The 25,154-nt window shown below is 56.4% G+C and carries 25 protein-coding genes and 2 pseudogenes; 13 read left to right on the top strand and 14 right to left on the bottom strand.

Annotated elements, in window-relative coordinates; translation table 11 throughout:
• Nucleotides 1-77: 77 nt before the first annotated feature.
• A complete protein-coding gene (locus FFM53_RS33200) occupies nt 78-1,463 on the bottom strand; it encodes a hypothetical protein (RefSeq protein WP_138333795.1) in 1,386 nt (461 codons plus the stop codon).
• Between the two features lie 9 nt (nt 1,464-1,472).
• Nucleotides 1,473-1,766 (bottom strand): hypothetical protein, encoded by a 294-nt coding sequence (locus FFM53_RS33195; RefSeq protein WP_077988471.1) that lies wholly within the window; start codon nt 1,764-1,766, stop codon nt 1,473-1,475.
• Between the two features lie 412 nt (nt 1,767-2,178).
• On the opposite strand from FFM53_RS33195, the gene FFM53_RS33190 reads away from it, so the two are divergent.
• Nucleotides 2,179-2,520 carry a helix-turn-helix domain-containing protein gene (locus FFM53_RS33190; protein WP_138333797.1) on the top strand — a complete coding sequence of 114 codons (342 nt, stop codon included), beginning with the start codon at nt 2,179-2,181 and terminating at the stop codon, nt 2,518-2,520.
• A gap of 42 nt (nt 2,521-2,562) precedes the next feature.
• Here the strand turns inward: FFM53_RS33190 and FFM53_RS33185 are convergent, their stop codons facing one another.
• The 6 genes from FFM53_RS33185 to FFM53_RS33160 form a co-directional block, all read right to left on the bottom strand.
• Nucleotides 2,563-3,108 carry a hypothetical protein gene (locus FFM53_RS33185; protein ID WP_138333799.1) on the bottom strand — a complete coding sequence of 182 codons (546 nt, stop codon included), beginning with the start codon at nt 3,106-3,108 and terminating at the stop codon, nt 2,563-2,565.
• Between the two features lie 19 nt (nt 3,109-3,127).
• Nucleotides 3,128-3,499, bottom strand: coding sequence for a hypothetical protein (locus tag FFM53_RS33180; protein ID WP_138333801.1), 372 nt, complete (start codon nt 3,497-3,499; stop codon nt 3,128-3,130).
• An 8-nt stretch (nt 3,500-3,507) separates the two neighbouring features.
• Entirely contained in the window at nt 3,508-3,822 is a 315-nt protein-coding gene (locus tag FFM53_RS33175; RefSeq protein WP_138333803.1) for a hypothetical protein, read from the bottom strand.
• A gap of 25 nt (nt 3,823-3,847) precedes the next feature.
• Nucleotides 3,848-4,408, bottom strand: coding sequence for a thermonuclease family protein (locus FFM53_RS33170; RefSeq protein ID WP_246413372.1), 561 nt, complete (start codon nt 4,406-4,408; stop codon nt 3,848-3,850).
• Nucleotides 4,409-4,440: 32 nt separating this feature from the next.
• A complete protein-coding gene (locus FFM53_RS33165; protein ID WP_246413370.1) occupies nt 4,441-5,022 on the bottom strand; it encodes a thermonuclease family protein in 582 nt (193 codons plus the stop codon).
• A gap of 68 nt (nt 5,023-5,090) precedes the next feature.
• Nucleotides 5,091-5,771: a thermonuclease family protein gene (locus FFM53_RS33160; RefSeq protein WP_138333918.1), complete on the bottom strand. Its 681-nt coding sequence runs from the start codon at nt 5,769-5,771 to the stop codon at nt 5,091-5,093.
• A gap of 61 nt (nt 5,772-5,832) precedes the next feature.
• Here FFM53_RS33160 and FFM53_RS33155 point away from each other — a divergent pair, with 61 nt between their 5' ends.
• From FFM53_RS33155 to FFM53_RS33135, 5 genes are all read left to right on the top strand, one after another.
• Nucleotides 5,833-6,297 (top strand): hypothetical protein, encoded by a 465-nt coding sequence (locus FFM53_RS33155; protein WP_246413368.1) that lies wholly within the window; start codon nt 5,833-5,835, stop codon nt 6,295-6,297.
• Between the two features lie 180 nt (nt 6,298-6,477).
• Nucleotides 6,478-7,164, top strand: coding sequence for a ParA family protein (locus tag FFM53_RS33150; RefSeq protein WP_246413367.1), 687 nt, complete (start codon nt 6,478-6,480; stop codon nt 7,162-7,164).
• 100 nt (nt 7,165-7,264) lie between these two features.
• Nucleotides 7,265-7,570 (top strand): hypothetical protein, encoded by a 306-nt coding sequence (locus tag FFM53_RS33145; protein ID WP_246413365.1) that lies wholly within the window; start codon nt 7,265-7,267, stop codon nt 7,568-7,570.
• 3 nt (nt 7,571-7,573) lie between these two features.
• A complete protein-coding gene (locus tag FFM53_RS33140) occupies nt 7,574-7,966 on the top strand; it encodes a hypothetical protein (RefSeq protein ID WP_138333811.1) in 393 nt (130 codons plus the stop codon).
• A 595-nt stretch (nt 7,967-8,561) separates the two neighbouring features.
• Complete coding sequence (locus tag FFM53_RS33135) at nt 8,562-9,953, top strand: relaxase/mobilization nuclease domain-containing protein (protein WP_246413363.1); 1,392 nt, start codon at nt 8,562-8,564, stop codon at nt 9,951-9,953.
• A gap of 2 nt (nt 9,954-9,955) precedes the next feature.
• On the opposite strand, the gene FFM53_RS33130 is transcribed toward FFM53_RS33135, so the two are convergent.
• On the bottom strand, nt 9,956-10,624 hold the full coding sequence (locus FFM53_RS33130; protein ID WP_138333814.1) for a hypothetical protein: 669 nt from the start codon (nt 10,622-10,624) through the stop codon (nt 9,956-9,958).
• A gap of 342 nt (nt 10,625-10,966) precedes the next feature.
• Between FFM53_RS33130 and FFM53_RS33125 the strand changes: the two genes are divergently transcribed.
• Together FFM53_RS33125 and FFM53_RS33120 are read left to right on the top strand one after the other, a co-directional pair.
• Entirely contained in the window at nt 10,967-12,577 is a 1,611-nt protein-coding gene (locus FFM53_RS33125; protein ID WP_138333816.1) for an RcgA family putative transporter, read from the top strand.
• On the top strand, nt 12,567-13,571 hold the full coding sequence (locus FFM53_RS33120) for an RcgR family putative quorum lactone hydrolase (protein ID WP_138333818.1): 1,005 nt from the start codon (nt 12,567-12,569) through the stop codon (nt 13,569-13,571). The genes FFM53_RS33125 and FFM53_RS33120 overlap by 11 nt, the downstream gene beginning before the upstream one ends.
• Nucleotides 13,572-14,189: 618 nt before the next feature.
• On the opposite strand, the gene FFM53_RS36880 is transcribed toward FFM53_RS33120, so the two are convergent.
• Nucleotides 14,190-14,438 (bottom strand): NAD(P)H-binding protein, encoded by a 249-nt coding sequence (locus FFM53_RS36880; RefSeq protein ID WP_281385775.1) that lies wholly within the window; start codon nt 14,436-14,438, stop codon nt 14,190-14,192.
• Complete coding sequence (locus tag FFM53_RS36875; protein ID WP_281385773.1) at nt 14,438-14,800, bottom strand: NAD(P)H-binding protein; 363 nt, start codon at nt 14,798-14,800, stop codon at nt 14,438-14,440. The genes FFM53_RS36880 and FFM53_RS36875 overlap by 1 nt, the downstream gene beginning before the upstream one ends.
• 679 nt (nt 14,801-15,479) lie before the next feature.
• On the opposite strand from FFM53_RS36875, the gene FFM53_RS33110 reads away from it, so the two are divergent.
• Together FFM53_RS33110 and FFM53_RS33105 are read left to right on the top strand one after the other, a co-directional pair.
• Nucleotides 15,480-15,677: a hypothetical protein gene (locus FFM53_RS33110; RefSeq protein WP_028744166.1), complete on the top strand. Its 198-nt coding sequence runs from the start codon at nt 15,480-15,482 to the stop codon at nt 15,675-15,677.
• The gene (locus FFM53_RS33105; protein WP_138390652.1) at nt 15,667-17,730 is read left to right on the top strand and encodes a recombinase family protein; all 2,064 of its coding nucleotides are present in this window, start codon (nt 15,667-15,669) and stop codon (nt 17,728-17,730) included. Before FFM53_RS33110 ends, FFM53_RS33105 begins: the two co-directional genes overlap by 11 nt.
• A 23-nt stretch (nt 17,731-17,753) precedes the next feature.
• On the opposite strand, the pseudogene FFM53_RS33100 reads toward FFM53_RS33105, so the two are convergent.
• Nucleotides 17,754-18,404: pseudogene (locus tag FFM53_RS33100) on the bottom strand (integrase core domain-containing protein); the annotation flags it as partial.
• Between the two features lie 163 nt (nt 18,405-18,567).
• Between FFM53_RS33100 and FFM53_RS33095 the strand changes: the two are divergent.
• Nucleotides 18,568-19,464: a hypothetical protein gene (locus FFM53_RS33095; RefSeq protein WP_138333819.1), complete on the top strand. Its 897-nt coding sequence runs from the start codon at nt 18,568-18,570 to the stop codon at nt 19,462-19,464.
• Nucleotides 19,465-20,044: 580 nt separating this feature from the next.
• Entirely contained in the window at nt 20,045-21,739 is a 1,695-nt protein-coding gene (gene virD4, locus FFM53_RS33090) for a type IV secretion system ATPase VirD4 (protein WP_138333923.1), read from the top strand.
• Between the two features lie 15 nt (nt 21,740-21,754).
• Here the strand turns inward: virD4 and virG are convergent, their stop codons facing one another.
• Nucleotides 21,755-22,531, bottom strand: a complete 777-nt coding sequence (virG, locus tag FFM53_RS33085) for a two-component system response regulator VirG (RefSeq protein WP_138333821.1) — start codon at nt 22,529-22,531, stop codon at nt 21,755-21,757.
• Between the two features lie 539 nt (nt 22,532-23,070).
• Here virG and FFM53_RS33080 point away from each other — a divergent pair.
• A pseudogene (locus FFM53_RS33080) lies at nt 23,071-24,020 on the top strand (IS481 family transposase).
• A 93-nt stretch (nt 24,021-24,113) separates the two neighbouring features.
• Here FFM53_RS33080 and virB11 read toward each other — a convergent pair.
• Complete coding sequence (virB11, locus tag FFM53_RS33075; RefSeq protein WP_138333823.1) at nt 24,114-25,154, bottom strand: P-type DNA transfer ATPase VirB11; 1,041 nt, start codon at nt 25,152-25,154, stop codon at nt 24,114-24,116.

The following is a 25,154-nucleotide window of genomic DNA, read 5'->3' as shown; positions in this document are numbered from 1 at the left end:
GCCGCGAGAGTCGAGCTGAGCGCTGTCCGGTGAAGGCCAATCAAACGCTGCGGAAAATTGGCGACCACAATTGATCTTCAGGTCAGGATGTCGTCATCGGATGTTGGCGGGGTATTTCTGGCCTGACGAACTTGATCGATCACCCAGTCTTGTAGCCGCTTGGCGGTGTCTGCGGCCTTCGCCTCCGCGAGGTCCTTGGGAAAAATGCCAAAGATCGGCCCGAGATGCTTCATGCGAGGCAGAGTCCTTTCCTTCGCCTCTCGGTATTCGTCGGTCTCCATCCCAAATGCTTCGACGATGAGGTTCACGGGCGGGGATCGTCGATACGACGCCTCCAATATGAAGTCCGGCCTGCACACACCAATGGGAGTGTCCAATGCGAATAGCGGCTTGATGATCTTGATGCGAAGATCCGGCGCGGCGTCGAAGAGAGCTTGCTGTAGCCAGAACAGCAGATGCGAAACGTCTCTTTCGAATCCCGATTCGACCGGAAAGAGCGTGTCGCCATTATAAACAGGCTGCGCATAGGCCTGGATCGCCCGCACAGGGCCTTCGTCATCCTCCTGAAAATCGACGTTCAGCAAAGTCAGGAACGGACCCCTCAGCGCGGGATCGCCCCGCAATGGCTGGCGGACCTTGCCGAGCACATCGATGTTGCGTGAGGACGATGCCGGCATGATCGTCTGCGCCGAAACGCTTTTCGAAAACACCAACATAAAGCCGGTTCGTCGAAGGTTCTCCGGCCAGTCCGGACGAGAGGTCCAGAGCAACCGCTGCCAACGGCTGGCCGGGTCCCAGTAATCCGCACCCCATGTCGACAGCAGTGCGTTCAGTGTCCAGGTCCGCAGCACCCTGAGCTCCCTCGCGGCGGAACGCATCCTCGAGAGCTGACCTCCCAGCGCAAATTCGGGATGGTCCTGCAGTGGGGGTATGACGTTTGTACCCGCCCTGTCCAGCATCCGCCACAGGATGCCGCCAAGTCTGGAAGGACGGTCGTTTCGTTCCCTCGATCGGGTGGGATCATCGTCCGAGAGATCAGCAAGACGGTTGGGGATGGCCGGAAGGGCGTCGATATAGCTGCGCTTGGGTTTTGGCAGCGGGCGGATCTGATAGCGACGATCGAACAGCGCGGGAGCAGCGTCCTTGTCTACATGGAACGGGCACGTTTGCGCATGGTTTGGACGCTCTTCATGCCGGTGCGGGTCCGCCTCCTTCGGGGTCAGTCGTCGCAGCGTAAATGTACGCTCCTGTTGGATCGGTGCGAGCAAAGGCTGCAAGCCAGCGGCGAGGCAATCGCATTCAATCCAGCCGTCCATCACTTTGGAGCGTTTGATGACCGAAAGCGCAATAGCCTCATCTTCCTTGGATGCAGCGTTGCCATACCAGGCACGCAACGCGGTTGCCTCTCGGTCGGACAGGTCGGCAAGTGGATGCGCTGGACTGTTGCGAACGACGATCCGCATGCGAGACCTTCAATAACCGAGGAGCCAGAGCCGATAGCCGAGGTATCCCACACCGGCAGCGGCGCTTGCGGCGATGATCGTCTCTCCCCAAGCTCGGATGTTCCAAGCCCTGCCTTTGTCGATGCGCGAACCTTCGAGCACAGCCGAAAGGAAGGCATAGATCGGGATCATCATCGCGAAACCCAGCGTGAGGCTGTCTCGGATTACGATGCAGGCGAGGAGGAAAACAAATCCGAGAACCAGGGTCGCCACACAGAGCCGCCGCAAGTCAAATCGGTAGCCATGCTTTTTAAGCGACGTCATCGAGAGTCTCCTTCGAACTCAATTTCGAAAAATATAACTGCAGTATAAGTGATGAGCGAGCAGCGGCAAGGGACTCGAATCTATGGAGGGACTTGTCCATGAGGATTCGTGCCGATTGAAGACGGCGCCAACTAGCGGGCTCGGCGATCCCAGGAGGTTGCGACATCCTCTTGCGGGGCGTGATCGTCGCAGTGTAAGACGTGTAACGAAGTTGTGAACGCTTGGATGCAAGAGATAGGCAACAAAGGGTTTACGCTTGGTCATCGTGGTCTCTAGCCGGCGTCAGGCATTGGATGAGCAGTAGAATTTCGAACAAGTCCCGGACCAGCAGCTGCGGCAGCATCCTCTGTCGCCGGGATGAAACGTCTCATCGTGCCGTATCGAGCACATCTTCCGCCGGGGAAGGCGTTCTATGTCTCGTCTGAAAGACGATCCGTCCGGCAAAGCAGACGACGTTTCGACATTGAAGGCGCTGTCGTTTCAAGAAAGGCTCGCGATCGGCCTGCGCCGATTGAAGGCCGAGCGGGGCTTGTCGAACAAGGATCTGGCCGAGCAACTCGGTGTGTCGGAGGCCTATATGTCGCAAGTGACCCGCGCCATGCGTGACGTCAAGCTGTCGACCCTCGACAAGATGCAGCGCGAATGGGATGTCATGATCGAGGATTTGCTCAGGGTCACCGAAGACGATCTCTCTCGGATAGAAGCGTTGAAAGCGCACCGAGGGAAGAAAAAAGCTCCCGAGACCACGTCATGATTTTCCTGTCATAGCGCACGATCGGCCTGCGCGAATTTAGTTTTAGTGATCGAGGTTAAACCAGAACCTTTCCTTCACGCCTTGGTCGTTCGGGATATCGAAGAAATAGGGATCGGCTCGCCGCGGTCGCGGCGTGGCAACTTGCTGGATGCAGCCATCATGGCCGTTGCCGAAACTGCGCTCTATCGTCATACCTGACTGTCTCGTGTGGGCATTGCGCTCGATCGGTGATCGGCAGACATCGACTGTTTTGATGCACTGGTCGGGCTCGCCGCGCCAGCCACCGTCGCCTTGCGAGCTATAGCCGACCGTCGTTCCGGCCGGGCAATCTTCGTAGTTTTCTCGCCCCGGCTTGCCGGCCTTGGCCTCATGGCAAATCGGCCAGGAAAATCCCGGTTCCTTCATCGCGGCAATGAGCTTTGTCATAGGTGGAACGCAATAGGCAACGCCGCGCCAGGACGGATTCTGCGATGCCGCACACAACAGAACTTGGCATCCCCACGAGGCGTCCTCGGCTTTTGCGCGGCCGGCCAGGGCGCCAAGGGCTGTCCCAGTCAATGCTGCGACCAAAATCAGCGACGGTCTCATAATTCGCCTCCGTTATCGACTACTGGATTTGCGCCCAGGCACCGTCGATCCTCGCAAAGGAAAGCACGCCCGGTTGCGCCGAGCCGGTAAAGGAGCTTGACGTTGTCGTGATGATGCCGGTACAGGTGACGCCAGGTACTGCCTCGCGCGGCTTGCACTCCGAGATCCTGATTGAACGGCCTGACTTCGCGATCGCAGCACTTGCCTCTTCGTCACTCGGAGCGTCCACGGGCAACGGTTGCTGTGCCGACTCCTTCAGTCGGACGATCTCTTTTTCCAGGTCTGCGATATGACCGGTTCGCGCCAGCTCACTGATCGCATATCCTCCCGCTGTTCCAGCAAGGAGGGCGATGGCGGCAGCAATCACTGCGGTATCGGGACGCTTGGCCATCGGGAACCTCAATACCCCTCGATGCCCAGTCGCTTGAGGACAGCAACCGGATCGGTCTCGCACTCCTTCTTCCAGTCCGCATGCTTGGCGCAGGCGTAAGCGTATTGGCTAAGGTCTGCCGACGACAGGTCGGCAAGCCTGTTGCCAATTGCTTTCCATTGCTGCACGTCCGTCGGATCGCAGCCGGCGCCGCCCGCGCCGCAAAAGTCCGGATCAAGCTGCTCGGTCAGATTAGGAGTGGCGCTATCTTGCGCGCCGCTCGCGACCGGAGCGAGGACGAGCAGAATTGCCGTGACACCGAGGGAGCAAAAGATGCGATTCATTCAATCTCCTTGCACGTCTTTAAGTTCACCGAGCCGCTTGGGTAACAGGCAACGGCAGAGGCAGGCCCGTCTCGGCTTCTGGTGATTGGCCGTCCGACTTCTCCGCGGCCACCGCCGATGCGGTGTAAAGCCAAGGGGGAAGCAGATCCGGTGACGACCAAACGCCATAGCCCAGCCCCCTGGCTTTTCGCTCGATATCGAAATAGGCAGCGACCTGGGGTTCGTTGCGGTAATTGAAGGCATAGCCGATACCCTCCGCAATTGCCGTCGCTGCGAGATTTGTCTCGCCGACGAAGCAATGGGCAATCAGGACCTTATTGGTGTCGCGGTCAACCGGCGCGCAGTTGACGTTCTGCCCAAGTGTCCGGAGGATCATCCACGCGCGCGAGACCTGACCGGCGGGCCACTCCACGCCATCGCTTGTCGCCGTCTGCTCAAGGCGAGGAGCTTCATATCCCGCCAGGCGGACGATCTGTCGGCTCTTGAGGAATTCAAACGTGGTCGCATCAACGACCTGAACCTTGCCGTAGATCTGACGCGGCACATCGGTTGGGCGGCTTTGCGCAAACAATGCCGTCGGTGCCATTGCGAACCATACTATGGAGGCAGCCACAACTCTCATTGTTGTGCCCCCGCCTGTTGTTGGAGAACGGAAACCGGATGCGGCAGGTCCGAATATGCCCAAAGTCCTGCGCGCGCCGAACGCGCACTTTCCTCAGCAACTCTGTAACCTGGAACGATCAGTTGCCCCGCGCTGTCGACGGCTGCAAATCCCCAACCTTGGGCAATCATATAGGTTGCCAGGTCGTACCGATGCCGGCCTGTCGTCGTTTGGCATGCGACGACCGCGTTGTTCTGGTCGAGATTTTTGATGGTCGCGCAGACGGGCCTCGTGTCTCGGATCAACGCCTGCGCCATGATCAGATCGAGCTCTCCGCAATCCCGGACAACGCCGGCAAAGACGGTGACATTGGTTCCACGAAGACAGGCCTGCAGACCGTAGAGGCGATAGCGTCGCCCGCCGGAGATCCAGGTGTCGCCCGTCTCGAACTGCGCCTGCGTGGGGAACGGAACGAATTCGGGTTGGGCGCCACCAGCGTCAACGGCCGAGGGAATGTCGGTTTGCGATGCCTGAACAGGAACGACCGGTGGCCAGAAATACGATTCGCGCATGACATTGCCGTTGGCGAGCATCGGCATGATTGTCGTGGCAGCATAGACACCGGAAGCTGTGATCGTGGAAATGAACATAAGGAACCCAATCCGCATCAATTGGTCGACGAATTGACCGGGTAGCGTTCCCCATTGGGGTGCGCGAACTGATCGCTCGCCCAGATGCCGGCTCGTTCACTGTGTGCGGCTTCCTCGGCTTGCAGATATTCCGGAAACACAGGCCGCCCGGCGCGGTCACGGGCAGCGAACGCCAAGCCCTTGCGGATGAGCGCCTCGGAGAGCGATCGAACCGCGCCATTCTCGACGAAAAAACATTCGGCAAAACGCACCGCTGGTCCGCCGGGATTTTGCGCGAAAACGTGGCATGGGAATGCGTCGCCAGCGCCTTTCTTTGCCTCATCGAGCGTCGCAGTCATGCCGGCAAGCGAAATCATGGCACAGGTCGTCGGCATTCCGGCAAATTCCAGTGGCTCGGTCGACAGGCAACCCTGAACGCCGGCCAGTTTGATCACGGAACCATCGGCGCCGAGAAAAGCGTTGCCGCTTAGCGCGGCTTCTGGGCTAACGGTTTGCAGATCAAGTCGGGACGCGATCGATGAGGTGTCCAGCGGTATTTGCGGTCCGGGGATTAGGTCGCGGCCCTCTGCATAGGCGTTCTGATAGTAGCTGACAAACTCAATGGCCGTGTCGGCCCGCGCGGCAAAGGGCAGGGCAACCAGGGCGCCTAGAAGGGTGCAAAAGAGGAGGCGGTCGAACCTCCATGCGCCATTGTTCATGCTCGCATCCGTCACCTGTTGACTGTTTTGAGAATGCACGAAATTATACTGCAGTGCAAGTATGGAAAATGCGCAAAGATTGCAGTATGTGTTTCGGACACCGGAAACGTGCAGATGGAGAAGGGTGATGGCGGCGGCTAGAAAGGCGCTCAAGGTTGTCGTCTTCCCGTTTCGGGCGGCATGGTTGTTGATATTGATCGTGAACTTTTTGGCCGTCTCGGCCGTCTGCCTTCTCGTCGCGTCCTTCGTTGCATACGGCATAGTCCTGGCGATCTCGTATGCCTTTCTGCCGGCTGAATCGACGCAAGCGCTATGGCAATGGCCGGTGGATCTTTATGCGCAGTCTTCCTGGTTTAAGGCTGCCGCGGTCGCTTTCTTCACGCTGCTTTTCTTGCCCATCCTTCGATTTTGGCCGGCGAGGGATCCGGTGGCGGATGCGGCCCGTGAGCGCGAGATCAACCGGCTGAATGACGATTTGATCGCCGCGCGGCAGCAGGAACAGCGACGAGCCAGACTTCGGGCCTGAAAGGGGAGGCTGCTGGCATGGTTGCGGGGCGCTGGACCCCACAACGTGTCGGCCGCCACTGCGATCGAGCAAAGCCCGCAGCGCCGGCGACTTCTAATGCAAAGGATGAGGAGTTTCATGGCAGTCAAACCACTTTCGCTTGCTATCTCAACGTTCAAAGGTGGTGCAGGAAAATCGACCTTGAATGTCAACCTTGCAGCGGAGTTCGCGCAACAGGGGCACAGAACGCTGCTCATCGACTGCGATGAGCAAGAGTCGTCGACGCGCTGGTACAATGTTTCGATGAAGCGTGGTTTGCTGCCGACTGATGGCACGTTGCTGCATATGCGGGTGGCGCCCGGGGACCGGTTCCGGAACCGGCTGGCCGATGCGCCCGAGGCGGATATTCGCATCTATGACGTTGGCGGGTATGTGCATCAGCGCGCGATCGAGGTCTATCACGAGTGCGACGCGGTCCTCATTCCGATCATTCCGGAACCGACCGCCGCGACGTCAGCGATCAAGGTCGCGACTATATTGAAGGAGATATCCAAAAAGCGGCCGCAGGGACCGATCCCTTACGCGGCGATCTGGAATTATGTCGACATGATCGCTCTCAAACACAACAGGTCGCTTCCGGAAGTCCATGCGATCCTGACGAGCGGCAAGATTCCCATGGTGGAGACCGTCATTCGCAAGAGCAACCATTTCAGCGATGTCGGGGCCGGCTTTGGCTCGCTCTATTCCAAGCTGGCCAGCATCGAGAATAATCCGTCCTTGACGCCATCGGCCAAGCGTCGGGCTTGCGAGAGCGTGCTCGATGCGATCGATCTCGTCAAGAAGATCAATAACGAATTTATCGGCCTCCTGCAGGCGGAGGCGGCTTAGAGAGATGGCGGGAGAAAGGACACCGGCCGGCAACATTCTAGCCCTTGCCCGGTCGAGAGAGAACCAGGCGAAGGAGGTGGAGGAAACTGCCACCTCCTACATGCCGACCAATATCGATCTTGAAACGCTGATGCCGGATGAGGCGGCTGGAGAGCAGAGTGAGAGCGTCACGCCCAACGTCGGTACACCGGAAGTCAACACCCCGGATAAGAATCAACGCCGCGAGCGACCGTCATCCAAGGGGGCCACGGCGGCAGGCGAAGCCACGAAACGCAAGCGCATCTCGCTGTATCTCGATGACGACGTGCTGACGAAGATCTTTCGGGTTTCGTTGGAACGCCACGAGCAGCTTTCTTCGGCGACGCACCGGCTGATTATCGAAGCTCTGAAGGCGAGGGGGCTGTAGTCCATGCGCCAACCTGCCATTATGTTCCGCCTGCCCCCTCACGTCCTTAGCAACGTCGAAGCCCTTGCCCGGAGGCTCGACGTCTCGGTCAACATTGTCGCCAAGCTCATAGTCACCAGAGAGATCATGCACATTCCCGCGATGCTCGAGGAGCACGACCGGCAGTTGGCGAACATACACCAGTTTCTGCGCGAACTTGCTTTTCGGAACGAGGAATTTCTCGCCGAAGAGGGACAGAGAGGCGCGGCAGCAGAGGCGATCTCGGAAAAGCTGGACGAGGTGATGACCGCTCTCGACGCCATCCGCGACGGTGCTTTTGTTCGGCCGTCTACCTTTATCGCCAACCTGATCAGGAGCCACGATGAACGACCTGTCCAGAAGTCGCTCCGCATCTAGATCGGAAAGTCGTCGGCTGCCGAGCTATTTCGATCTCATCGAAGACGAGTTGCGCCGCCGCGGGGGTGGCGGCGGTGCATCGGCGAAGAGGCCGACGGTTGCGAACACTGGCTTGTCTTCCGCCAAACATCCGGGCGCAGCCACGGCATTCAGCCGTGCGGCCGGTAACAATGCGGTCGTCGTCAAGGTCTTGTCTTATGGTGCCGGCGCGAGTTCGGCCCGCAACGTCCTCGCCTACCAAAGCAAGGAAGAGAAAGCACGCGACCAGGACGGTCGCGAGGTCACCGATCTCACTGCCGCCGTCCGGTCCTGGGAGCGGGAGTTTGGCAACCGGAAAGGCAGCCAGGACATCCTCCGTCTGAGCTACGAGCTCGAAAAAGCCGACGGCGAAGACATAGCGCGCGCTCTCGGTTCGCTTGCGGAAGACGGGTTCCGTCAGGCGGGCGACACCGATCGAACCTATGCCTTCAGCGTCAGCGAGGGTGTGAAGGGTGGGACCCGCTTGCATTTTGCATTGGTGATTGCCCACGAGAAGAAGGACAGGTCGGATCGAAGCAGCGCCAATCGTATCCCTGCGGAAATCGATGACGTCCGCGTGATCGACGAGCGACTGGATCGGGCATTGCGCGGCGCCGGTATCACGCCGGCTTCGCGCTATCCGGCCGAATTCTCCTCCGGACCCAAAGGCCTGACAGCCACCTTACATGCCATGCAACGGGCAGGGGCGGAGGTAACGCTGTCCACGAAAACTCACGTCAAGGACAGGCCCGGTAAGAGCGGCCGTTACGAGCTCGGTGGGAAACGGCGCGAAGTCACGACCAAAGACCATAAGCAACTCACGGCCGAGGGCAAAGTCGTCAGTACTCTTATGCAGACCCGCCAGCCGCGGGATTTCATGCACCTGTTGCTCTCGGGACCCGCCAATGTCGATCGCGACCGGTTCATCCTCGCGGGTCGAGATTTCCTGAGGGAGCAGTTTGCAGGCCACCGCTACGCCTATGCCGTCCATAATCGCAATGATCTTGAAAAACATCCGCACCTGCATGTCATCGTTGCGCTGCGCAATGCCAGCGGAAAGATGCTCAACCCCAATATCCGCGACTTTACCGAATGGCGGGCCCGTTTTGCTGACAAGGCGCGTGAGCGCGGCATCCCGATCGATCGTCAGAAGCGCATCGAACGTGCTGGCCCGCCGCCCGTCAAACGATGGGAATGGGAAATGTTTCGCCGGATGGGCGCGACGGCGCCAGCAAACGTCATCGAAAAGGTAATGTCCAAGGTCCGCGATGCGCCGACAGCGCCGAAGCGTGAGGAGGCCAGGACGCGGCTCGAACAGAGCCGGCGTTCCGTCGGGTATGTCATACGGATGCTGGAAGGGATTGCGAAGGACCGATCAGCACCCAGTACGGCGCGAGAACTCAGCCACGATCTATCCATCGGGCTTCGACGCGAATACGGGCGGCTTGAAACAGCGGTCCGCGAAGGCCGTGATACCACACGAGAGAAAGGCGAGGACCACATGCTGCGATCCACACCCATCAGTGCCGCGCAAGCAAAAGCGGCGAAGGAAACGCTGGCGAACACCGCGCTGACGGTTGCCGCGAAGATTGCCAACCCATCTGATCGGCTGATCTTCGAACAGGCGACGAAGATCATCGGCAAGGTCGTCGGGCTGCAGCTCGATTCACGCGTTGGCAAGAATCGAGACCGAACGGAGTCTGGCAGGGATAAGCGGAGTTCGGACAGCCTCAAAACCAAGTCGGCTGCCGGTCGCGATCACATTGCGGAGCAGGGGATCGTCAACAAGAGCTCGAACAACCGCTCCGTCGACGCATCGCGCATTGCCCAGTCCAACGCTGAGCACGCAGGGCCGGAAACGGATCGATCGGTTCGCGAGCCTCAAAAAACCCAACAGCGCGATCGCGAGATACCAAAATCGATCAAGCTTCGCCCGCCTCAGGAAAAGGACAGGGACCGCACCCGCTAACCCTACGAACCGTGCTGTAGGCCACTCTTAAGCTCTCCGGCGATGGACCAGCCCAACGTCGCCTGGATCTTGGCACGGAGTCGCTGGAAATCCGCGGCTTCAGGCGAAGACAAATTACGGGCACGATTTCCGGCCGCATTCTGAGCGGTCTCGCTTCGGTCGTTGAAATATTCGATCACGGAGACACCCGCGTCGCTTGCAGCGAGGCTACCGGCAGTCGAGCTGCCGATGAATACGGTTTCCTTCTTGCCGATTCCGTACCGCTCCATCACTCGAAAGATCGCTCCGGCGCCAGGCTCCTGTTGCCGACCCGGCGGGCGCTGAAGGTCGGTTCCGCTCGCATGTGGGACATCACTCCATGCCACCCAGAAATCCGGCATGGCACCTCTGATGCTCAGTAATGCGTCAAGCAGTTCGGTCAGGATTGCGAATTCTGATCTTCCATAGGCACCCGCGTCCATCCCACGCTCGTCCGAAATAAAGCCGAAACGAGCATTGAGGTGTCGCAGATGCCTTAACATTTCAACGAATTCTTCATTGATATCTCCGAGCATGTAATCCCCGGAGGGACTAGTCTTTCTCAGGAGGGTGCCATCTCTCTCGAAAATGACGAGGCCGGTTGAACCGATCCTCCTAAAGATGCTGTCTGCATATTTTGCATGATTGTTCATTGGTTAAATTCCAAACCTTGAAGCCAGCTTCGCCATCACACGACTTCGAAATGACGCGCAGCTTCCTCTTGGGACCAGTCGGTCGCGATTGTCGTCGTTACCCGGTTATCGGATGGGAAATCAGCGCGTCTCGGTGAGGAATCTCCGGCGTTCGTACAAGCGAGCGGCAAAATGGCTTCCTCCTCTCACTCGCTGCTGTTCTGAAATTAACATCCCAAAACTTCAAAATTTTGCTCCTGACAGTAGAATCGCTATGCAGTTGCGTGTAGTTGCGATACCCGTTTATCGGGCACAAACGCACGAAATCTACCGAAACGAAACGAAACCAGAGCCGGTAAGCCCTTGCCAAAGAATGGAAAGTTATTTCTCCCGCCGCCGAAAGACGGAAGTGATTTCAAAGAACTCTTCAAACAATTGGCCGCGGCAGGAGCGGGCCGGCCGTTGGGAAGTGATGGCTTTCCCGCGGGCCCGTGGACGCCCGAACTTCTCGCTGAGGCGATTTCACAGATCGATTCCAACCGGACTGGGGTCGATCTGCGAACGGTCCAGCTTTGGTTTCAAGAAAATGAGAAGGGTATCAGCACGACCAATATTCGTTGGCTGGCAAGGGTCTTCGGGTGTGATGATCCCGTAGCAACAAGCGAATGGCAGATGGAGCTAAGTGCGGCGCAATCTCGCTTGACGGCGAAGAGGCGAGGTTTGAAGAAAGCGGGAAGCAGCCCTGCGGCAGAGGTTCCAAATCTGGCACTGAATGTCGTCGATGAGGAGATGGAGTCGCCGGCAAAGCTGGAAAGGGATACCGAGGCTAATCAGCCGAGCCGACGTTTTAATTTGGCGAGGAGGTCGGAGGCGCTATTTAGCCGCGGATCTCCCTTAGATCTACCTGCGTCGGTGTTTGCGGGTGCCACCGCCCTTGGGTTTCTCTCGTATATTGTGGGGATCCACAACGCGACTTACAATCGGGCGGATGGTCTCGTCAAACAGGTAGGTTTCCTCTGGGCGCCCAATTGGACGTTCCTCTTTATGGTGTTCTTGCCACTGTTTTTTGCGTTCGTCATAGAGTTGCTGTTGTTTTGGAAGAATGAAGGGCGCTTACGGATTGTAGCGGCGGGCAATCGTGTGGAAAGCGACGACGCTTGGGCCCGCAACGTAGATGCTTCTTCGTATACATATTGGGCGGTCTTTTTGATCTGTGTGTTGTTCGCCGGTCTTTTTCAATGGATCGGCGTGTGCTTGATTCCGCTGCTAAAAGGCGGTGGCAACTATGCGATGGATTGGGGCAAGTTAGCGCTCGTGCAGCCTGAAATCATATCGGTGCCGATGGAGATTATATTCACAGGGCTCGCTTACCTCTATATGTGCCTGTGCTTCTATCTCTTCTTCGCAGGCCTCATTTTGCTTCATACGGTGGTTCATGACCTTTGGAAAATTGGAGAGGCATCGAAGAATCGGGCGGGAGGAGATTATGAATACGAGCTAAATGGGATCGCCTTGCTGGTGATGCGCGGAATTTTTCGGTGTACTATTTTGGGGATCCTGATCGCCATATGCATGAAGGCCCAAAGCTCTTATCTGGCATCGAACGGAAAGAATATTGTCGACTGGTTGCTCGGCGATGTGACTTCAGCTTTTTATGGGGGCAAAGATATGGGCAACGGATCCAGCTATAGGATGCCGACCCATTACAGCAGCCTTCTTGTCGCTATTTCGACCTGTATTGTTTTTCTATACGGTTCCATCCGTTTAGGTGCCGGATCCCGGTTTCATTTCCCCTTGTGGAAGATGTCAGCGGTCGTGGGGTTACTCTTTACTAGCTACCTGCTGATCGACGCGTTTACAGGCTTTTCGATCCTTCTCGGCATTGGAGTGCTGTTCGCGATGTACGGCCTTATTGACCCGGGGTTTGGGCGATGGAGAGCGCGCGACTTAGGAAGCAATCAAAATGTATCATAGTTGGCTTGATCGTTGGGATGAGCGACGGGCACGGCGCGGTGAGGAATCGAAGACTGCAACCGATTTCGTCCTTGACGCCGACCGCGCCTTTCCAGGCGCTGAGAACATAGGAAGTATCGACGAATTTTGCGTCCTTGCGGACCAGGCCGTTGCTGATCCGTCCTTTTTCGATGAGCCAGGCGGGGACGATCAGCGCTTTCAAAGGCAAGATGAGTGGCTTAAATTTCCATCGGGCATGTCTACTGACGTTGAAGAGAACAACGTCGTATGGGCGAAAATCACAGAAAGCGGCTCCTTCAACAGGGTAATGGTGATTTTTCACCATTGGAATGCAAGCACCCGAAGTCACCAGATTGCGAAATTTTTCTCGAGACGCGGCATCACGGTTGTTGAGATTGCCATGCCCTATCACTTCGAGCGCAGCCGTCCAGGCGCGGTGCACGCCGACTATATGCTGAGCGCTAATCTCGGTCGAACCATCCAGTCTGTGCGGCAGGCAGTATGGGACGGGCGAAAACTCATTCGTTGGTTGAAAAGCGAAGGCTATCGAGAGATTTCCGTTCTCGGTATGAGCTTAGGTTCCTGGGTCGCAGGCTTAATCGCTGCGCATGACTCGGCTGTGTCAAAAGCCTCGTTGTTTCTCACCGCGGGAAGTCTCGCAGACATGGTTTGGACGGGGCGCGCGACACGATCGATACGTGAAAGCCTTGAGCCGGTTATTGAGCTGACCGATCTCAGACGGGCGTGGGGTCCGCTCAACCTAGAGAATTACGCGCGCAATTTGGCACGGACCGATCTCGAACTTCACGTTGTGTTGGCTAAGAGGGACAAGGTTGTTGTGCCAGAGATATCGCAGCGGTTCATGCAGAGGCTGAAGGCCGCCGGAGCTGGGCCAAATATTTTGGAATTAAGCTGTGGTCACTATTCGCTCGGCATGCCGCCTTACATTTTGTTGGCCGGTTTGAGCCTGAAACGGTTTCTGTCGTTCCGCTAGACTGAAGGCCCTTGATCTCACAAGGTGACGGTTGCTGCGATGCAGATGGCCGAGGAGAGATGTGCGCGCAAGGGTCGTAGCGGGTGAGGGGTGGCGATGCGTCGCCATGTTGATTTCCCTGCGGAACGGACCGGGCCCAGTTCGTAGGGGATCAACGATGCAGGTTCGGCGCTCCTGCCGTTAATAAGGGATGATGGTGTAGGGCGCTGAAGTGTCGTCCCGACAGTCCGATCGTGGGAGAGGCATGACCATACATAGTGATGTTATAACATATCGAATAAGCAGATTTATGGAACAGAACTGTCTCGATGCTCGTAGCACGCTTGAGGCCAAGAATTTGTGACGTGATCGCGCCACTGTGTTTTCTTGACACTTAAATTTTGTTTGATTGCATGACCGAGGCTTATGTCGAAGTCGGCATCGTTCATCGCTACGCGTAATTCATGTGTAAGGGCGCGTGAAAAGCTGGTGTTGAGTTTCAGCAGGATTTGCCCCATTTTTTCATCTAACGTTAGCCTACCAATTCTGATGTAGTGAATTGTCCGCAAATAACTTTATTCGCCCTGAGTGGATCACGGCGAATGGAAAAATCGGTCAAACTGATCCGAAAATTAACGTCTAGAGGGATGTAATCACCGGTGCTTTGCGCAGCCACGTATCTGCGGTGAGCTGGTGCACGACGAACTCTGCGACATAGGGCCGGGCGATGGTTCCGCCAGGGACGCCCGACAGGTCAATCACTGCCTTGATGTGACTGCGCGCCGGCTTGTCGTTGAGCACCGTTGGGCGGACGATGGTCCAGTCGAGTGTGCTCACCCGGATCGCATCTTCCTGGCGGTCCTTGTCTTCATAGACCTTGCGCAGCATCAGGGCAGGAACAGCCGGTCGAAGAAGAAGCCGCCATGGCCGCCGCTGTCGCCGGCACCCAGCCCGGTAATGCACACCAGCCGGCGGGTATTCTGCTGCTCCATAACGCCGAACAGTGCGCGCGTCGCCGTGGAGAGCAGGGTCACCTCCCGGAACGGGCTCATTGCCGTGCCCAGCGAAGTGACGACAGCATCACAGCCGGCGATGGCGCGGGTCAGCGCGGCGGGATCGCGAGCGTCGCCTTCAACGAGCTCGGCGCCGGCAAGGTCAACACCTTTTCCCCGGATCGGCGGCAGCCCGTCGAGTTGGGCGTAAAGCGGTGATGCCTTGGGCTGAGTGGCATCCTGACCTTGAAGATACATCGTGCGCGCGCCGGGTCGTGCATCCACTGGCCGAAGCCAGAAGCCCGCAATGCCACCGACGGTCGCGGCCTCGACTCCGACATCCAAATAGCCAGATCGACGACCTGCTGCCTTGGGTCTACGCTGCAAAGCATGAAGTCAAAGTGACCTGCCACTGAACTTTCATCCAGCGGCGACTAGAGCTTTTCAGGTTTTTGAACCGCCCCAGGATTCTGGACCACCGGAGGCTGGAGTTTTCCGGCTTCATTCAGGGAGGTGGGCTGGTTACGCCTCCCGGATTCATCAGTAAGATTGGCACCTTATTGCCGATGGCGCCATGTGGCCGAACCTCATTGTACAACACGACGACAGAACACCCACAGGACGGAGGTTCGTGAGCTTTTATATCCGTGGCATCCTTGGTGCGGTCAGCTCGTGCATGTCCATGATGCGCTGGCCAAAGGTACGGACATTTTCCGCTGCAGCCTATCTGGTGCTTCTTCTGATCGGCTTTTTGAAGTCCCATCATGGATGTTCGACCGTTCCGTGAGCGGATATTGGCGCAGCCTGCCAGTTCCGCATGTCGATCTCGCGAGCCTGCATGCTTTGGCAAAGTTACTGGAAGACGCCGACGCCTCATCGCAATCTGCGGTAATGGGCGCAGCATTGGTCTCTCACGAAACGAGTCGGAGAGATGTCCATGCCTCGCCAGTCCATGACATGCCAGTTCGATCTGTTTTCGGCTCCGCAGAGGGGGATGACCGCAGGCATGCCACAATGGCCGGAGTTGCCGGAGGAAACCCGCCAGGCGCTGACGGTTCTCATCGTGCGGCTGTTCGTCGATCACGCAAACTGCGAGCGCACCTCCCAGCAGAAGGAGGCCGGTCATGATGCATGAGAAGATCGGGCCGCACCATCTGGAGCGGAAGGCTATTCTCTATGTTCGGCAGTCCTCGGCTCACCAGGTTCTGCACAATCGCGAAAGCAGTACCCTTCAATACGCCATGCGCGATCGCCTGACAGCACTTGGTTGGTCGCGCATTGAGACGGTGGATGACGATCTTGGTCGTTCGGCCGCCGGTGGTGTAACCCGCGCCGGTTTTGACCGGATGGTCGCCGAGGTCTGCCTTGGCAAGGTGGGGGCGGTAGCGGCACGCGAGGTATCGCGTTTTGCCCGCAACAGCCGCGATTGGCAGCAGCTCATCGAGATGTGCCGCGTCGTTGATACCGTTCTGATCGATCAGGAAGCGGTCTACGCACCACGCCAGGGCAATGACCGGCTGCTCTTGGGCCTGAAGGGCAGCCTCAACGAGTATGAGCTCGATCTCTTACGTCAGCGTTCCCTTTCCGCCCGCTACGAGAAGGCACGCCGCGGAGAGCTTGTCGTCACGGTCCCGGTCGGCTTTTTGAAGGTCGGTGACAGGATCGAGAAAGATCCCGACCGGCGCATCCAGGACGCCATTGCGTTGGTCTTCAACAAAGTCGCCGAACTTGGCAGTGCACGGCAGGCGCTTCTATGGTTCCTCGAACACGGGTTGGATTTGCCCGTCAGGCGCGCGGACGGTGATGTCATCTGGCGCAGACCCAACTATGCGACCATCCACCGGATGATTGCGAACCCGATCTACGGCGGCGCTTATGCTTATGGTAAGAGTCGTTCCGTCCCGGGATACGGTGGCCGATCTGGAATTCGCCGCAAGGCGCGTGATGAATGGTTGGCGCTGATCCCGGACGCACACGAAGGTTACATCAGTTGGGAAAGGGCGGAGGAGATCCGCAAGATGGTCAGCGACAATGTACCGGCCAGTCGCCATCATGGAGCGCCGAAGCATGGCGACGCTCTGCTTGCCGGCCTTTTCCGCTGCAAAAGGTGCGGCCGGAAGCTGACGGTTCGTTACACAGGAGCCAACCATAACATCCCGCGCTATTCCTGTTGGCGAGGGTTGCTCGACAACGGCGAACCACGTTGCATCGCCTTCGGCGGTTTGCGGGTCGATGATGCGATCGAGGAGGCGGTGCTCGGGGTGGTCGAACCAGGAGCTATTGCCGCCGCCATCGAGGCGGAACGCCGTATGGCCAGCCAACGCGACCAGGTTCAGGATGCCCTGCTGCGCGATCTCGAGGCAGCGCGCTATGCCGCCGACCGGGCATTCCGGCAATACGACGCGGCTGATCCGGAGAACAGGCTGGTGACGTCGGAGCTCGAAGCACGCTGGAACACGGCGCTCGCTCGCGCCGGCGAGATCGAAGCCAAGATTGCCAAACATCGGACGGTTGCGCCGCAGCCGATCCCCATGTCCGCATCCCAGGTAGCCGCACTTGCGGGGAACCTCCGCGCCGTCTGGACGGCGCCGACAACCGATGCAAGGCTGAAGAAGCGTATCGTGCGAACGCTCATCAATGAAGTGGTTGCCGATCTCGATGATGGAACCTCCGAGATCGTCCTCGTCATCCATTGGGTTGGGGGTGTCCACACCGACCTGCGCCTGCCGAAGCGGCGCCGCGGGCAAAGAAACGCGACGCCTGACGATATTGTCGACGCCGTACGACAGCTCGTCCTTATCGCCAATGACGATGTGATTGCCGGTGTCCTCAATCGAAACGGACTGACGACCGGCAATGGCAATCGGTGGACACGGGAGCGGGTCACCGCGCTGAGGTCATACCGCAAGATTCCGGTCTTCCGTCCCCGGGCCGACGGGGTCGAGCCGTGGCTTAATCTGGGCGGTGCGGCGAAGTTGCTCGGGATAACGCCAAAAACGCTGCGTCTGGCGGCCGAGGCTGGCCAGATCGAGGGGGCTCATCCGCTACCCGACGGCCCATGGATCTTCAGCCGTTCAAAACTCGCCACCCCGCAAGCACATCAGATCCTCGATCGCGCCCGGCAGAACCCTCGACACCCCACAGGATCGCATCCAGATCAGGAAAACTTATTCCCTTCAACAACATAGAAAGATGGGCGTTATGAAACAGGATTGTAGTCTCTGCGCCAATCCTCCATCTTTTCGCGGGCATCCGCAAGGGTCAGGAACCAATGCTGGGTCAGACATTCGGCTCGGAAGCGGCCGTTGAATGCTTCGATTAAGGCATTGTCCGTCGGCTTTCCCGGATGTGAGAAGTCCAAGGTCACACCCTTGGCATAGGCCCAAAGATCGAGATCGCGTGACACGAATTCCGTGCCCTGATCGACACGGATCGTCTTCACCGTCAGAACCCGCAACTTCTTTCCGGTCGCCAGCTGGTCGTGAACGAAGTCCATGGCCCAGACATCATTCGGTCCAACCGCCATTTGCCGATCCTCCCGCAGTTTGGCTTTGACCCGGCGCTTTGGCGTTTTGTTCCGTAGTTGAAGGCCCAAGTCCCTGTAAATCTTATAGGTTCGCTTGATGTTGGTGTCCCAACCCTCACGCTCTAAGTGCACATGCACCCGACGATAGCCGTAGCGCACTCGGGTTTCGCAGATCTCGCGAATACGACATTCCAGGCCGGCCTGATCGGCACGGCGAGAGGTGTAGTGGTAGCTTGAACGAACGAAGTTCAGCGCCCCACAGGCACGCCGGATCGAGATCGCCCAATCGCGGCACATGCCCTTCACCACCTCCCGCTTGCGAGCAGGCCTTAGAGCGAGGCCAACTTCATCTTATTCTTTGGCTTGGATGGGGTCTTTCCACGACCCGCAGGGCTGGGAGAAGCCTCTGCGATACTACAACCGTAACACCATATCGGTTTGGCCGATCACGCATTCCTGCTAACCTCATAGGCTAGAGAAACGACTTAGGAGCCGAGCAATGGATCGCGATAACAAACGGACACGCGCAAATGCAAGTTCAACCGGCCGCCTAGGGGGGGCCGAGGAACGCCGCGACCTCCTTGATCTTCCACAGGGACCAATGTCCAATGTTGCAGAACAGTTAGTAACCTCGAATCCGCGCGATACAGCACTCAATCTTCGAAACTTCAAATTGCTCGCGAAGGAAACGCTAAGTGCTGTTCGGGAAGCCGAACGGGGGAAAGAATCTCCCCTCACGACATTTGAAAGGCGGAACAAACAGCTCGGACGATCGGCTATCGAGTTGGCCGACAAATTGACGGACGGACTGGGGTTCGACTCGGATGCTGTAGCTTTGTTAAAAGTCCAAGCGGCCGGCAATGTAGCCCATTATATAGACCCAGCCAAGCAAACTGCTCTTGTTAATCGCATTAGCAACATGGAGCCAACGGATCAAGCTACTGGAGTTTTGTTGGTATCGCATAACTTCAGTAAGTTTAATGACAACAATAAATCTCGTATCTTTGAGCTGGCCCGCGAATTGGCTGCTGATCCTCATCTGCATTACGAGAGCAAAGCGAATGCACACAATGCTATTTTTGTCGCTTATCACGACTTAGACGCAAATCAAAGGGCCCAGGCCCACTCACTTCCCGCCATCAGTGCCTCATTGCAGCACATTCAATCGCCGAGGCATGTAGCAGAGGAACGGAGTGCGAATTTGGATGAACACATAAGAAGTATTGAGAAGTCAGTCCGTGATACGGTGGGCCCGCAAACGTCAACTGAACAGCTGCAGCGAGCTGGTAAAATTGCGCAGTCCATAAGCCACGCTTACAATCACGCCCGAGACGACCTGAGGCCTTCCTCCAGAAGCAGAGATGCAGCGGGAAGCAGAGATCGCACGGGCCGTTGAGGTCTCTAAAATGGAATATTGACGCTTTTTACCGCCGGACCGTCGTGCTCGATGATACAATGCAGCGACATAGGTCGCAGCGTGAAGCGGAGGGCATCACGTCGAAAGTATGCTTGATAAAGCTAAGGAATAAAAGCAAAAAGGGTGCAGATAGCGGCTTGAACTTGTGATTTTGTGGTGGAATTCCGCTATTGGTTCGTCGTTTGGAAGAGTCATTCGTTTCGATAGAACCTTGTTTCACTTCGAATGATGTGTGATCGAGACGCCTTCATCGCCCTGCCTCAAACTGAACGCCACTGCGCGTGCGAAACTGCGATGCCTTCATCGTCTTCCGTTCCTTTCCAGCCAGGAAAATCCACCGGAAAACTCTAACAACTGGTCCAGTTTGAAGGCTTCAGTTCATTTTTTGTTAGTCCGTTCTTCAATGGCCGGACCTCTAATCCATCCTCGATGAAGCGGCGCACCCGACGATTTCCTTCTTTTTAGGTGCCGCCGCGATCCGCTGGCAAATCGCCTGATGTGCGTTCGATTCATCTTGTTGCGTGCCATTTTAGCATCGAAGAAATCTATTGGTGGACCGATGATACCAAACAAAACAAAGCTCTTGAATATAGCACTGAGTACGGTGTGTTCACTGGCCGTAGGTTTTTGTGCTGCAAGTGTGTACTCAACATTTGGTTACGGGTTTAGCGGTCATGCTTTGATGACTTTCGATGTGTTCGCTTTTTGGTACAAGTCGCCGTTCTTTCTTGGATACACAACCCTATTGTTTTATCAGGGTTTGGCCGTCATCATTTCAACGTCGGGAATCGTCTTGCTAGCGCAGCAGGTCTTGTGCCAACGCAAGCACGACCACCACGGGACGGCGCGTTGGGCTCAGGTGGGTGAGATGCGACGGGCCGGTTATTTCCAGCGGTACAACTGCCTCAGTGGCCCAGTGTTCGGAAAGACTGGCGGCCCATTCTGGTCTGACTATTATCTGACCAACGGCGCGCAGCCTCACAGCCTTATTGTTGCCCCTACTCGAGCGGGAAAAGGCGTGGGCGTTGTCATTCCAACACTGCTAACGTTCAAAGGCTCAATTATAGCCCTAGATGTCAAGGGCGAGTTGTTCGAGCTCACGTCCAGGGCGCGCAAAACTTGTGGGGACGATGTGTTCAAATTTGCCCCGCTAGACCCAGAACGGCGGACGAGCTGTTACAATCCTTTATTAGATATCACGGCGTTACCTTCAGAGCGGCAGTTCACCGAAGCGCGTCGCTTGGCCGCAAATCTTATCACAGCCAAAGGAGAGGGCGCGGAAGGATTTATCAACGGCGCACGGGATCTATTTGTCGCTGGCATTCTTGCTTGTATCGAGCGTGGTACGCCAACCATTGGCGCTGTGTACGATCTCTTTGCTCAACCGGGGGAGAAATATCAGCTCCTCGGGCGCCTCGCGGAGGAGACTAGGAACAAAGAAGCTCAGCGGATTTTCAATGATATGGCAGGCAACGATACAAAAATCCTCACCTCCTACACCTCTGTTATGGGTGACGGCGGCCTCAACTTGTGGGCGGACCCCTTGGTTAAAGCGGCGACGAGCCGTTCTGACTTCTCAATTTATGATCTCCGCCGTCGGAGGACTTGTCTTTATCTTTGTGTTAGCCCGAACGATCTAGAGGTTGTCGCACCACTTATGCGCCTCCTCTTCCAGCAGATCGTTTCTGTTTTGCAACGATCATTGCCAGACAAGAACGAGAAGCACGAGGTGCTATTCCTTCTCGATGAATTCAAGCACCTCGGAAAACTCGACACAATTGAGACAGCAATCACGACAATAGCTGGCTACAAGGGCCATTTTATGTTCATAATCCAGAGCCTCTCAGCGTTGTCGGGAACGTACGACGAGGCCGGCAAGCAAAACTTCCTTAGCAATACGGGCGTGCAAGTCTTCATGGCAACTGCTGATGACGAGACACCTGTTTATATTTCGAAAGCGATTGGTGAATATACGTTTGTAGCGCGCTCCACCTCCTATAGCCAAGGGAGGATGTTCGATCGTAATATTCAAAATTCGAGCCAAGGTGCTCCTCTATTACGGCCTGAGCAGGTGCGGCTGCTAGATGACGACGACCAGATCGTTCTCATAAAGGGTCACCCGCCATTGAGGCTGAGAAAAGTCCGGTATTACTCCGATCGCGCACTGAAGCGCATCTTCGAGAGCCAGACGGGTCCACTTCCGGAGCCTGCGCCTTGGGCGGACGTAGAAGAAGACACAGTCGCGCGGGCTTAATTCTAATCGCCACTTTTAAACGAATGGGTTCTGCGAGACACGACGCCTGTCCTCGTAAAGACCACGGTTAAGAGAGCCATTGTCACCGTAATGAATGTCCACATCAGCGTCGAACACATAGCCTGCCCCCCGGGCTGTTTTGATTAGACGAGGGTTCGCGGGATCTGCTTCAAGCTTTCGACGCAGGCGCAAAATGAGGACATCGACGCTTCGGTCATACACCTCTTCTCCACGGACTCGGCTCGCACGCAGAATCTGTTCTCTCGTTAACACGTCACGCGGCTGTTCCAGAAAAGCGACCAAAAGATTGAATTCCCCCGGGGTAAGTTTGACCTCGCCGCTTTTTTTTGACATTAGCCGACGCTGTCTGAGGTTCAATGTCCATCCCAAAAAATTAAAGGAACGTCGATCTTTTGCCCCTGGACTGAAAGTCCGGCGACGCATTGCCGCGCGAATGCGGGCTAGGAATTCACGCATTCCAAACGGCTTTGAAACAAAGTCAGTTGCCCCGAGCTCCAGTGCAACAACCTTTTCTGCTTCCTCAAGGCGATCACCGCTAATCACGATGATGGGAATTCCCCATTTTGTTGTCAGGTTGCGTATGATCTCCAATCCGTCTTCACGACCCAGATTAAGCTCAAGAACCACAAGATCAACCGGCTCACACGCGAGCACGCGATTCAGCTGCCTACTATCGCTGACTGCGGTTGGCCTGAAGGCGTGTGAAGTCAGATATTCAACAATAAGATGCCGCATAGCGGCGTCGTCATCAAAGACAAGAACGTGCTTCAACAGCGTACCTTTCAATTATATCAAACTTAAGGTGGGTACCGGACCACCGTCTGGTATTCAGTCCCTCAGTGCAGTTAGGTAACTCCCGGCACGCTGATGAGGTGACCCGAAAGTTCGCAATCGAGAGAAAGACCCTTACTGGCGATCCATCGCAGACACGTGCCCAGGGCCCGTCTACTTAATTCGGGATGAACGCCTTGGCGACTTGGTTATGAGTTGGTCTTCCAGTGCTTTTCCAATCAAAACCATCTTGCTTTGTTCATTCATAAAAGCTCGAGCACTGGTTGAACGAGCGAATGATAACATCCGTGTGGAGATAATGGGGTTACAGGCGATATCAACCAGCTCTGAAGCATCCTACCTCCTTGATTCCTAGCGGCATCAGTTTGCCGACTTCGGCCCTTCTAATGGATAACATATATTTGTAAAATTGATAATTTGGATGGCGTTCATCGAGAACATGGATACTTGAGTGAGGAGCCTTAAAATGGTCTAGGTGTTTAGTCCCGGCATTTGTTTCCTTAGTGGAGGGAGGCACTATGGGCCAGGTTCTACACGGGAGCGCCACAACGACAGAGACAATCCGTCGAGCAATACAAAATAGTGAAGAGAGCCTGAGAGCGCTTTCAAAGCGGTATGGGGTCAATCAGAAGACGATAGCCAAATGGAAGAGACGGACGTCATTGGCCGATCTTCCGACAGGCCCGAAGGACCCGCATTCGACAATCCTCTCCCTTGAAGAAGAAGCCGTCATCGTCGCCTTTCGAAGGCATACATTGCTGCCTCTTGATGACTGCCTCTATGCCCTTCAACCGACGATCGCGCGTCTGACACGTTCGTCCCTGCACAGGTGTCTGCAGCGCCACGGCATTTCACGCCTGCCGGAAGTGAAAGGCGACAAAGAACCGAAGAAGAAGTTCAAAAGCTACCCGATCGGCTACTTCCACGTCGATATTGCCGAGGTGCAGACGGCTGAGGGCAAGCTCTATCTCTTCGTGGCGATTGATCGCACTTCCAAGTTCGCCTTCGCTGAGCTCTATGCCAAAGCTGGCAAGATGAATGCCGCCCAGTTCCTGCGCAACCTGATCGCGGCGGTGCCCTACACCATCCATACTATCCTGACCGATAATGGCATCCAGTTCACCAACCGGGCCTGTGACCAAAATGCTTTCCAGCACATCTTCGACCGAGTCTGTGAGGAATACGAGATCGAGCATCGCCTGACAAAGGTTAAGCACCAATGGACCAATGGGCAGGTCGAGCGGATGAACCGGACGATCAAGGAAGCTACTGTCAAGCGCTTCCACTACGACGATCACGCACAACTGAAAAAGCATCTCGCCGACTTCATCGACGCCTACAATTTTGGACGCAGGCTCAAGACACTAAAGGGACTCACCCCTACGAGTTCATCTGCAAAAGGTGGACTTCCGAGCCGGATCGATTCATCATCAACCCTATCCATCAAATGCCGGGACTAAACACCTAGAGCGTGTCGGCCTCTTCAGCCCCGTGATGAGGTTTGGACCTATAGGGAAAACTAAAGTTCTCACATCTCGGATACGACACTCTGGTTGCGAGGTTAATGCTGGTTTAGAAGATCAGCCACTGTCTCACCGCGTCTGCGGGCATCGGCCCCTAGCCATATTTCGCCCACTTCATACACGTCACCGCTTGTCCGGAATGGCACTATGACGTCGATTGCTGAGGAGAGCATATCTATTAGCGTACGGTCTTCCATGGAAGATCCTTGCGGGCTGCTCTTGACGAGCGAAAAGAGCTTCTTGAAGGCTTGGACAGGATTTGCTCCGTGGATAGTGGAAATCGATCCCGGATGGCCAGAAACGACCTCGCTCAGATACGCCCAAGCCGCGTCGTCGCGCATCTCGCCCAGCAATATTCGGTCCGGCCTCATGCGTAAACTAGCCTGTAAGAGCTGCTCTGCAGTTACCGCACCTAAACCTGCTCCATCTTTCGAATAGAGTAGCCTGACATGATTCTCGTGCGGGATTACGAGTTCGAGTGTGTCTTCAATAGTGATTAGCCTTTCTTGCGGTGGAATAGCGTTTATCAAAGTCTTGCTCATCGTGGTTTTCCCACTTCCTGTGTGTCCGCAAAGCAGCATTGTCAGTCGCCCGGTCACGCAGGCTTGAAGGAATTTTTCCAAATCACCGCAAGCGTAGAGCTTTAGAATCTCCTCATCTTCATGAGCACGGCGCTCGTTGCGCAACTGCCATTTATTCCAGCGTGATGCTTGATAGCGGGATGACACTTCCTTGAGTTCGGCAACATGAGTCGAGGGGCGCCGAATTGTCAGACTAACAGTACCTGACGGCACTGCGGGCGGTAAACAGATCTGCAGCCGCTCTCCGCCTGGCAACTCGGTGGCGCAGAGAGGGCTTCGTGGTCCTACATCTTGCTTTCGCAACGCTCCGGCCAAGATCGCGATATCTTCAAGATCGTCGCATGTGAGAGATGAAGGATGTTTCTTGAACGCACCGGCCTGGCGAACGAATGCCTCCCCGGGCTTGTTAATCGCGACCTCTTCGGTCCTTGGGTCCTCAAGCCATTTCAAAACCGGTTTGAGGAGGAAATACAATTGGGGATGTGCCACCGCTTGCAT

It is taken from the genome of Rhizobium indicum, assembly GCF_005862305.2.
In the GTDB taxonomy this organism is placed as follows: Bacteria; Pseudomonadota; Alphaproteobacteria; order Rhizobiales; family Rhizobiaceae; genus Rhizobium; species Rhizobium indicum.
The sequence above is the reverse complement of the archived record's forward strand: the minus strand, read 5'-3'. Positions and strand labels throughout refer to the sequence as shown.

What these genes read in the sequence shown, in the direction of transcription:
- FFM53_RS33200 (WP_138333795.1), bottom strand. Translation starts at nt 1,463, where the DNA reads ATGCGGATCGTCGTTCGCAACAGTCCAGCGCATCCACTTGCCGACCTG.
- FFM53_RS33195 (WP_077988471.1), bottom strand. Translation starts at nt 1,766, where the DNA reads ATGACGTCGCTTAAAAAGCATGGCTACCGATTTGACTTGCGGCGGCTC.
- FFM53_RS33190 (WP_138333797.1), top strand. Translation starts at nt 2,179, where the DNA reads ATGTCTCGTCTGAAAGACGATCCGTCCGGCAAAGCAGACGACGTTTCG.
- FFM53_RS33185 (WP_138333799.1), bottom strand. Translation starts at nt 3,108, where the DNA reads ATGAGACCGTCGCTGATTTTGGTCGCAGCATTGACTGGGACAGCCCTT.
- FFM53_RS33180 (WP_138333801.1), bottom strand. Translation starts at nt 3,499, where the DNA reads ATGGCCAAGCGTCCCGATACCGCAGTGATTGCTGCCGCCATCGCCCTC.
- FFM53_RS33175 (WP_138333803.1), bottom strand. Translation starts at nt 3,822, where the DNA reads ATGAATCGCATCTTTTGCTCCCTCGGTGTCACGGCAATTCTGCTCGTC.
- FFM53_RS33170 (WP_246413372.1), bottom strand. Translation starts at nt 4,408, where the DNA reads ATGGCACCGACGGCATTGTTTGCGCAAAGCCGCCCAACCGATGTGCCG.
- FFM53_RS33165 (WP_246413370.1), bottom strand. Translation starts at nt 5,022, where the DNA reads ATGCCGATGCTCGCCAACGGCAATGTCATGCGCGAATCGTATTTCTGG.
- FFM53_RS33160 (WP_138333918.1), bottom strand. Translation starts at nt 5,771, where the DNA reads ATGAACAATGGCGCATGGAGGTTCGACCGCCTCCTCTTTTGCACCCTT.
- FFM53_RS33155 (WP_246413368.1), top strand. Translation starts at nt 5,833, where the DNA reads ATGGAAAATGCGCAAAGATTGCAGTATGTGTTTCGGACACCGGAAACG.
- FFM53_RS33145 (WP_246413365.1), top strand. Translation starts at nt 7,265, where the DNA reads ATGCCGACCAATATCGATCTTGAAACGCTGATGCCGGATGAGGCGGCT.
- FFM53_RS33140 (WP_138333811.1), top strand. Translation starts at nt 7,574, where the DNA reads ATGCGCCAACCTGCCATTATGTTCCGCCTGCCCCCTCACGTCCTTAGC.
- FFM53_RS33130 (WP_138333814.1), bottom strand. Translation starts at nt 10,624, where the DNA reads ATGAACAATCATGCAAAATATGCAGACAGCATCTTTAGGAGGATCGGT.
- FFM53_RS33120 (WP_138333818.1), top strand. Translation starts at nt 12,567, where the DNA reads ATGTATCATAGTTGGCTTGATCGTTGGGATGAGCGACGGGCACGGCGC.
- FFM53_RS36880 (WP_281385775.1), bottom strand. Translation starts at nt 14,438, where the DNA reads ATGCTGCGCAAGGTCTATGAAGACAAGGACCGCCAGGAAGATGCGATC.
- FFM53_RS36875 (WP_281385773.1), bottom strand. Translation starts at nt 14,800, where the DNA reads ATGTATCTTCAAGGTCAGGATGCCACTCAGCCCAAGGCATCACCGCTT.
- FFM53_RS33110 (WP_028744166.1), top strand. Translation starts at nt 15,480, where the DNA reads ATGCCTCGCCAGTCCATGACATGCCAGTTCGATCTGTTTTCGGCTCCG.
- FFM53_RS33105 (WP_138390652.1), top strand. Translation starts at nt 15,667, where the DNA reads ATGATGCATGAGAAGATCGGGCCGCACCATCTGGAGCGGAAGGCTATT.
- FFM53_RS33095 (WP_138333819.1), top strand. Translation starts at nt 18,568, where the DNA reads ATGGATCGCGATAACAAACGGACACGCGCAAATGCAAGTTCAACCGGC.
- virD4 (WP_138333923.1), top strand. Translation starts at nt 20,045, where the DNA reads ATGATACCAAACAAAACAAAGCTCTTGAATATAGCACTGAGTACGGTG.
- virB11 (WP_138333823.1), bottom strand. Translation starts at nt 25,154, where the DNA reads ATGCAAGCGGTGGCACATCCCCAATTGTATTTCCTCCTCAAACCGGTT.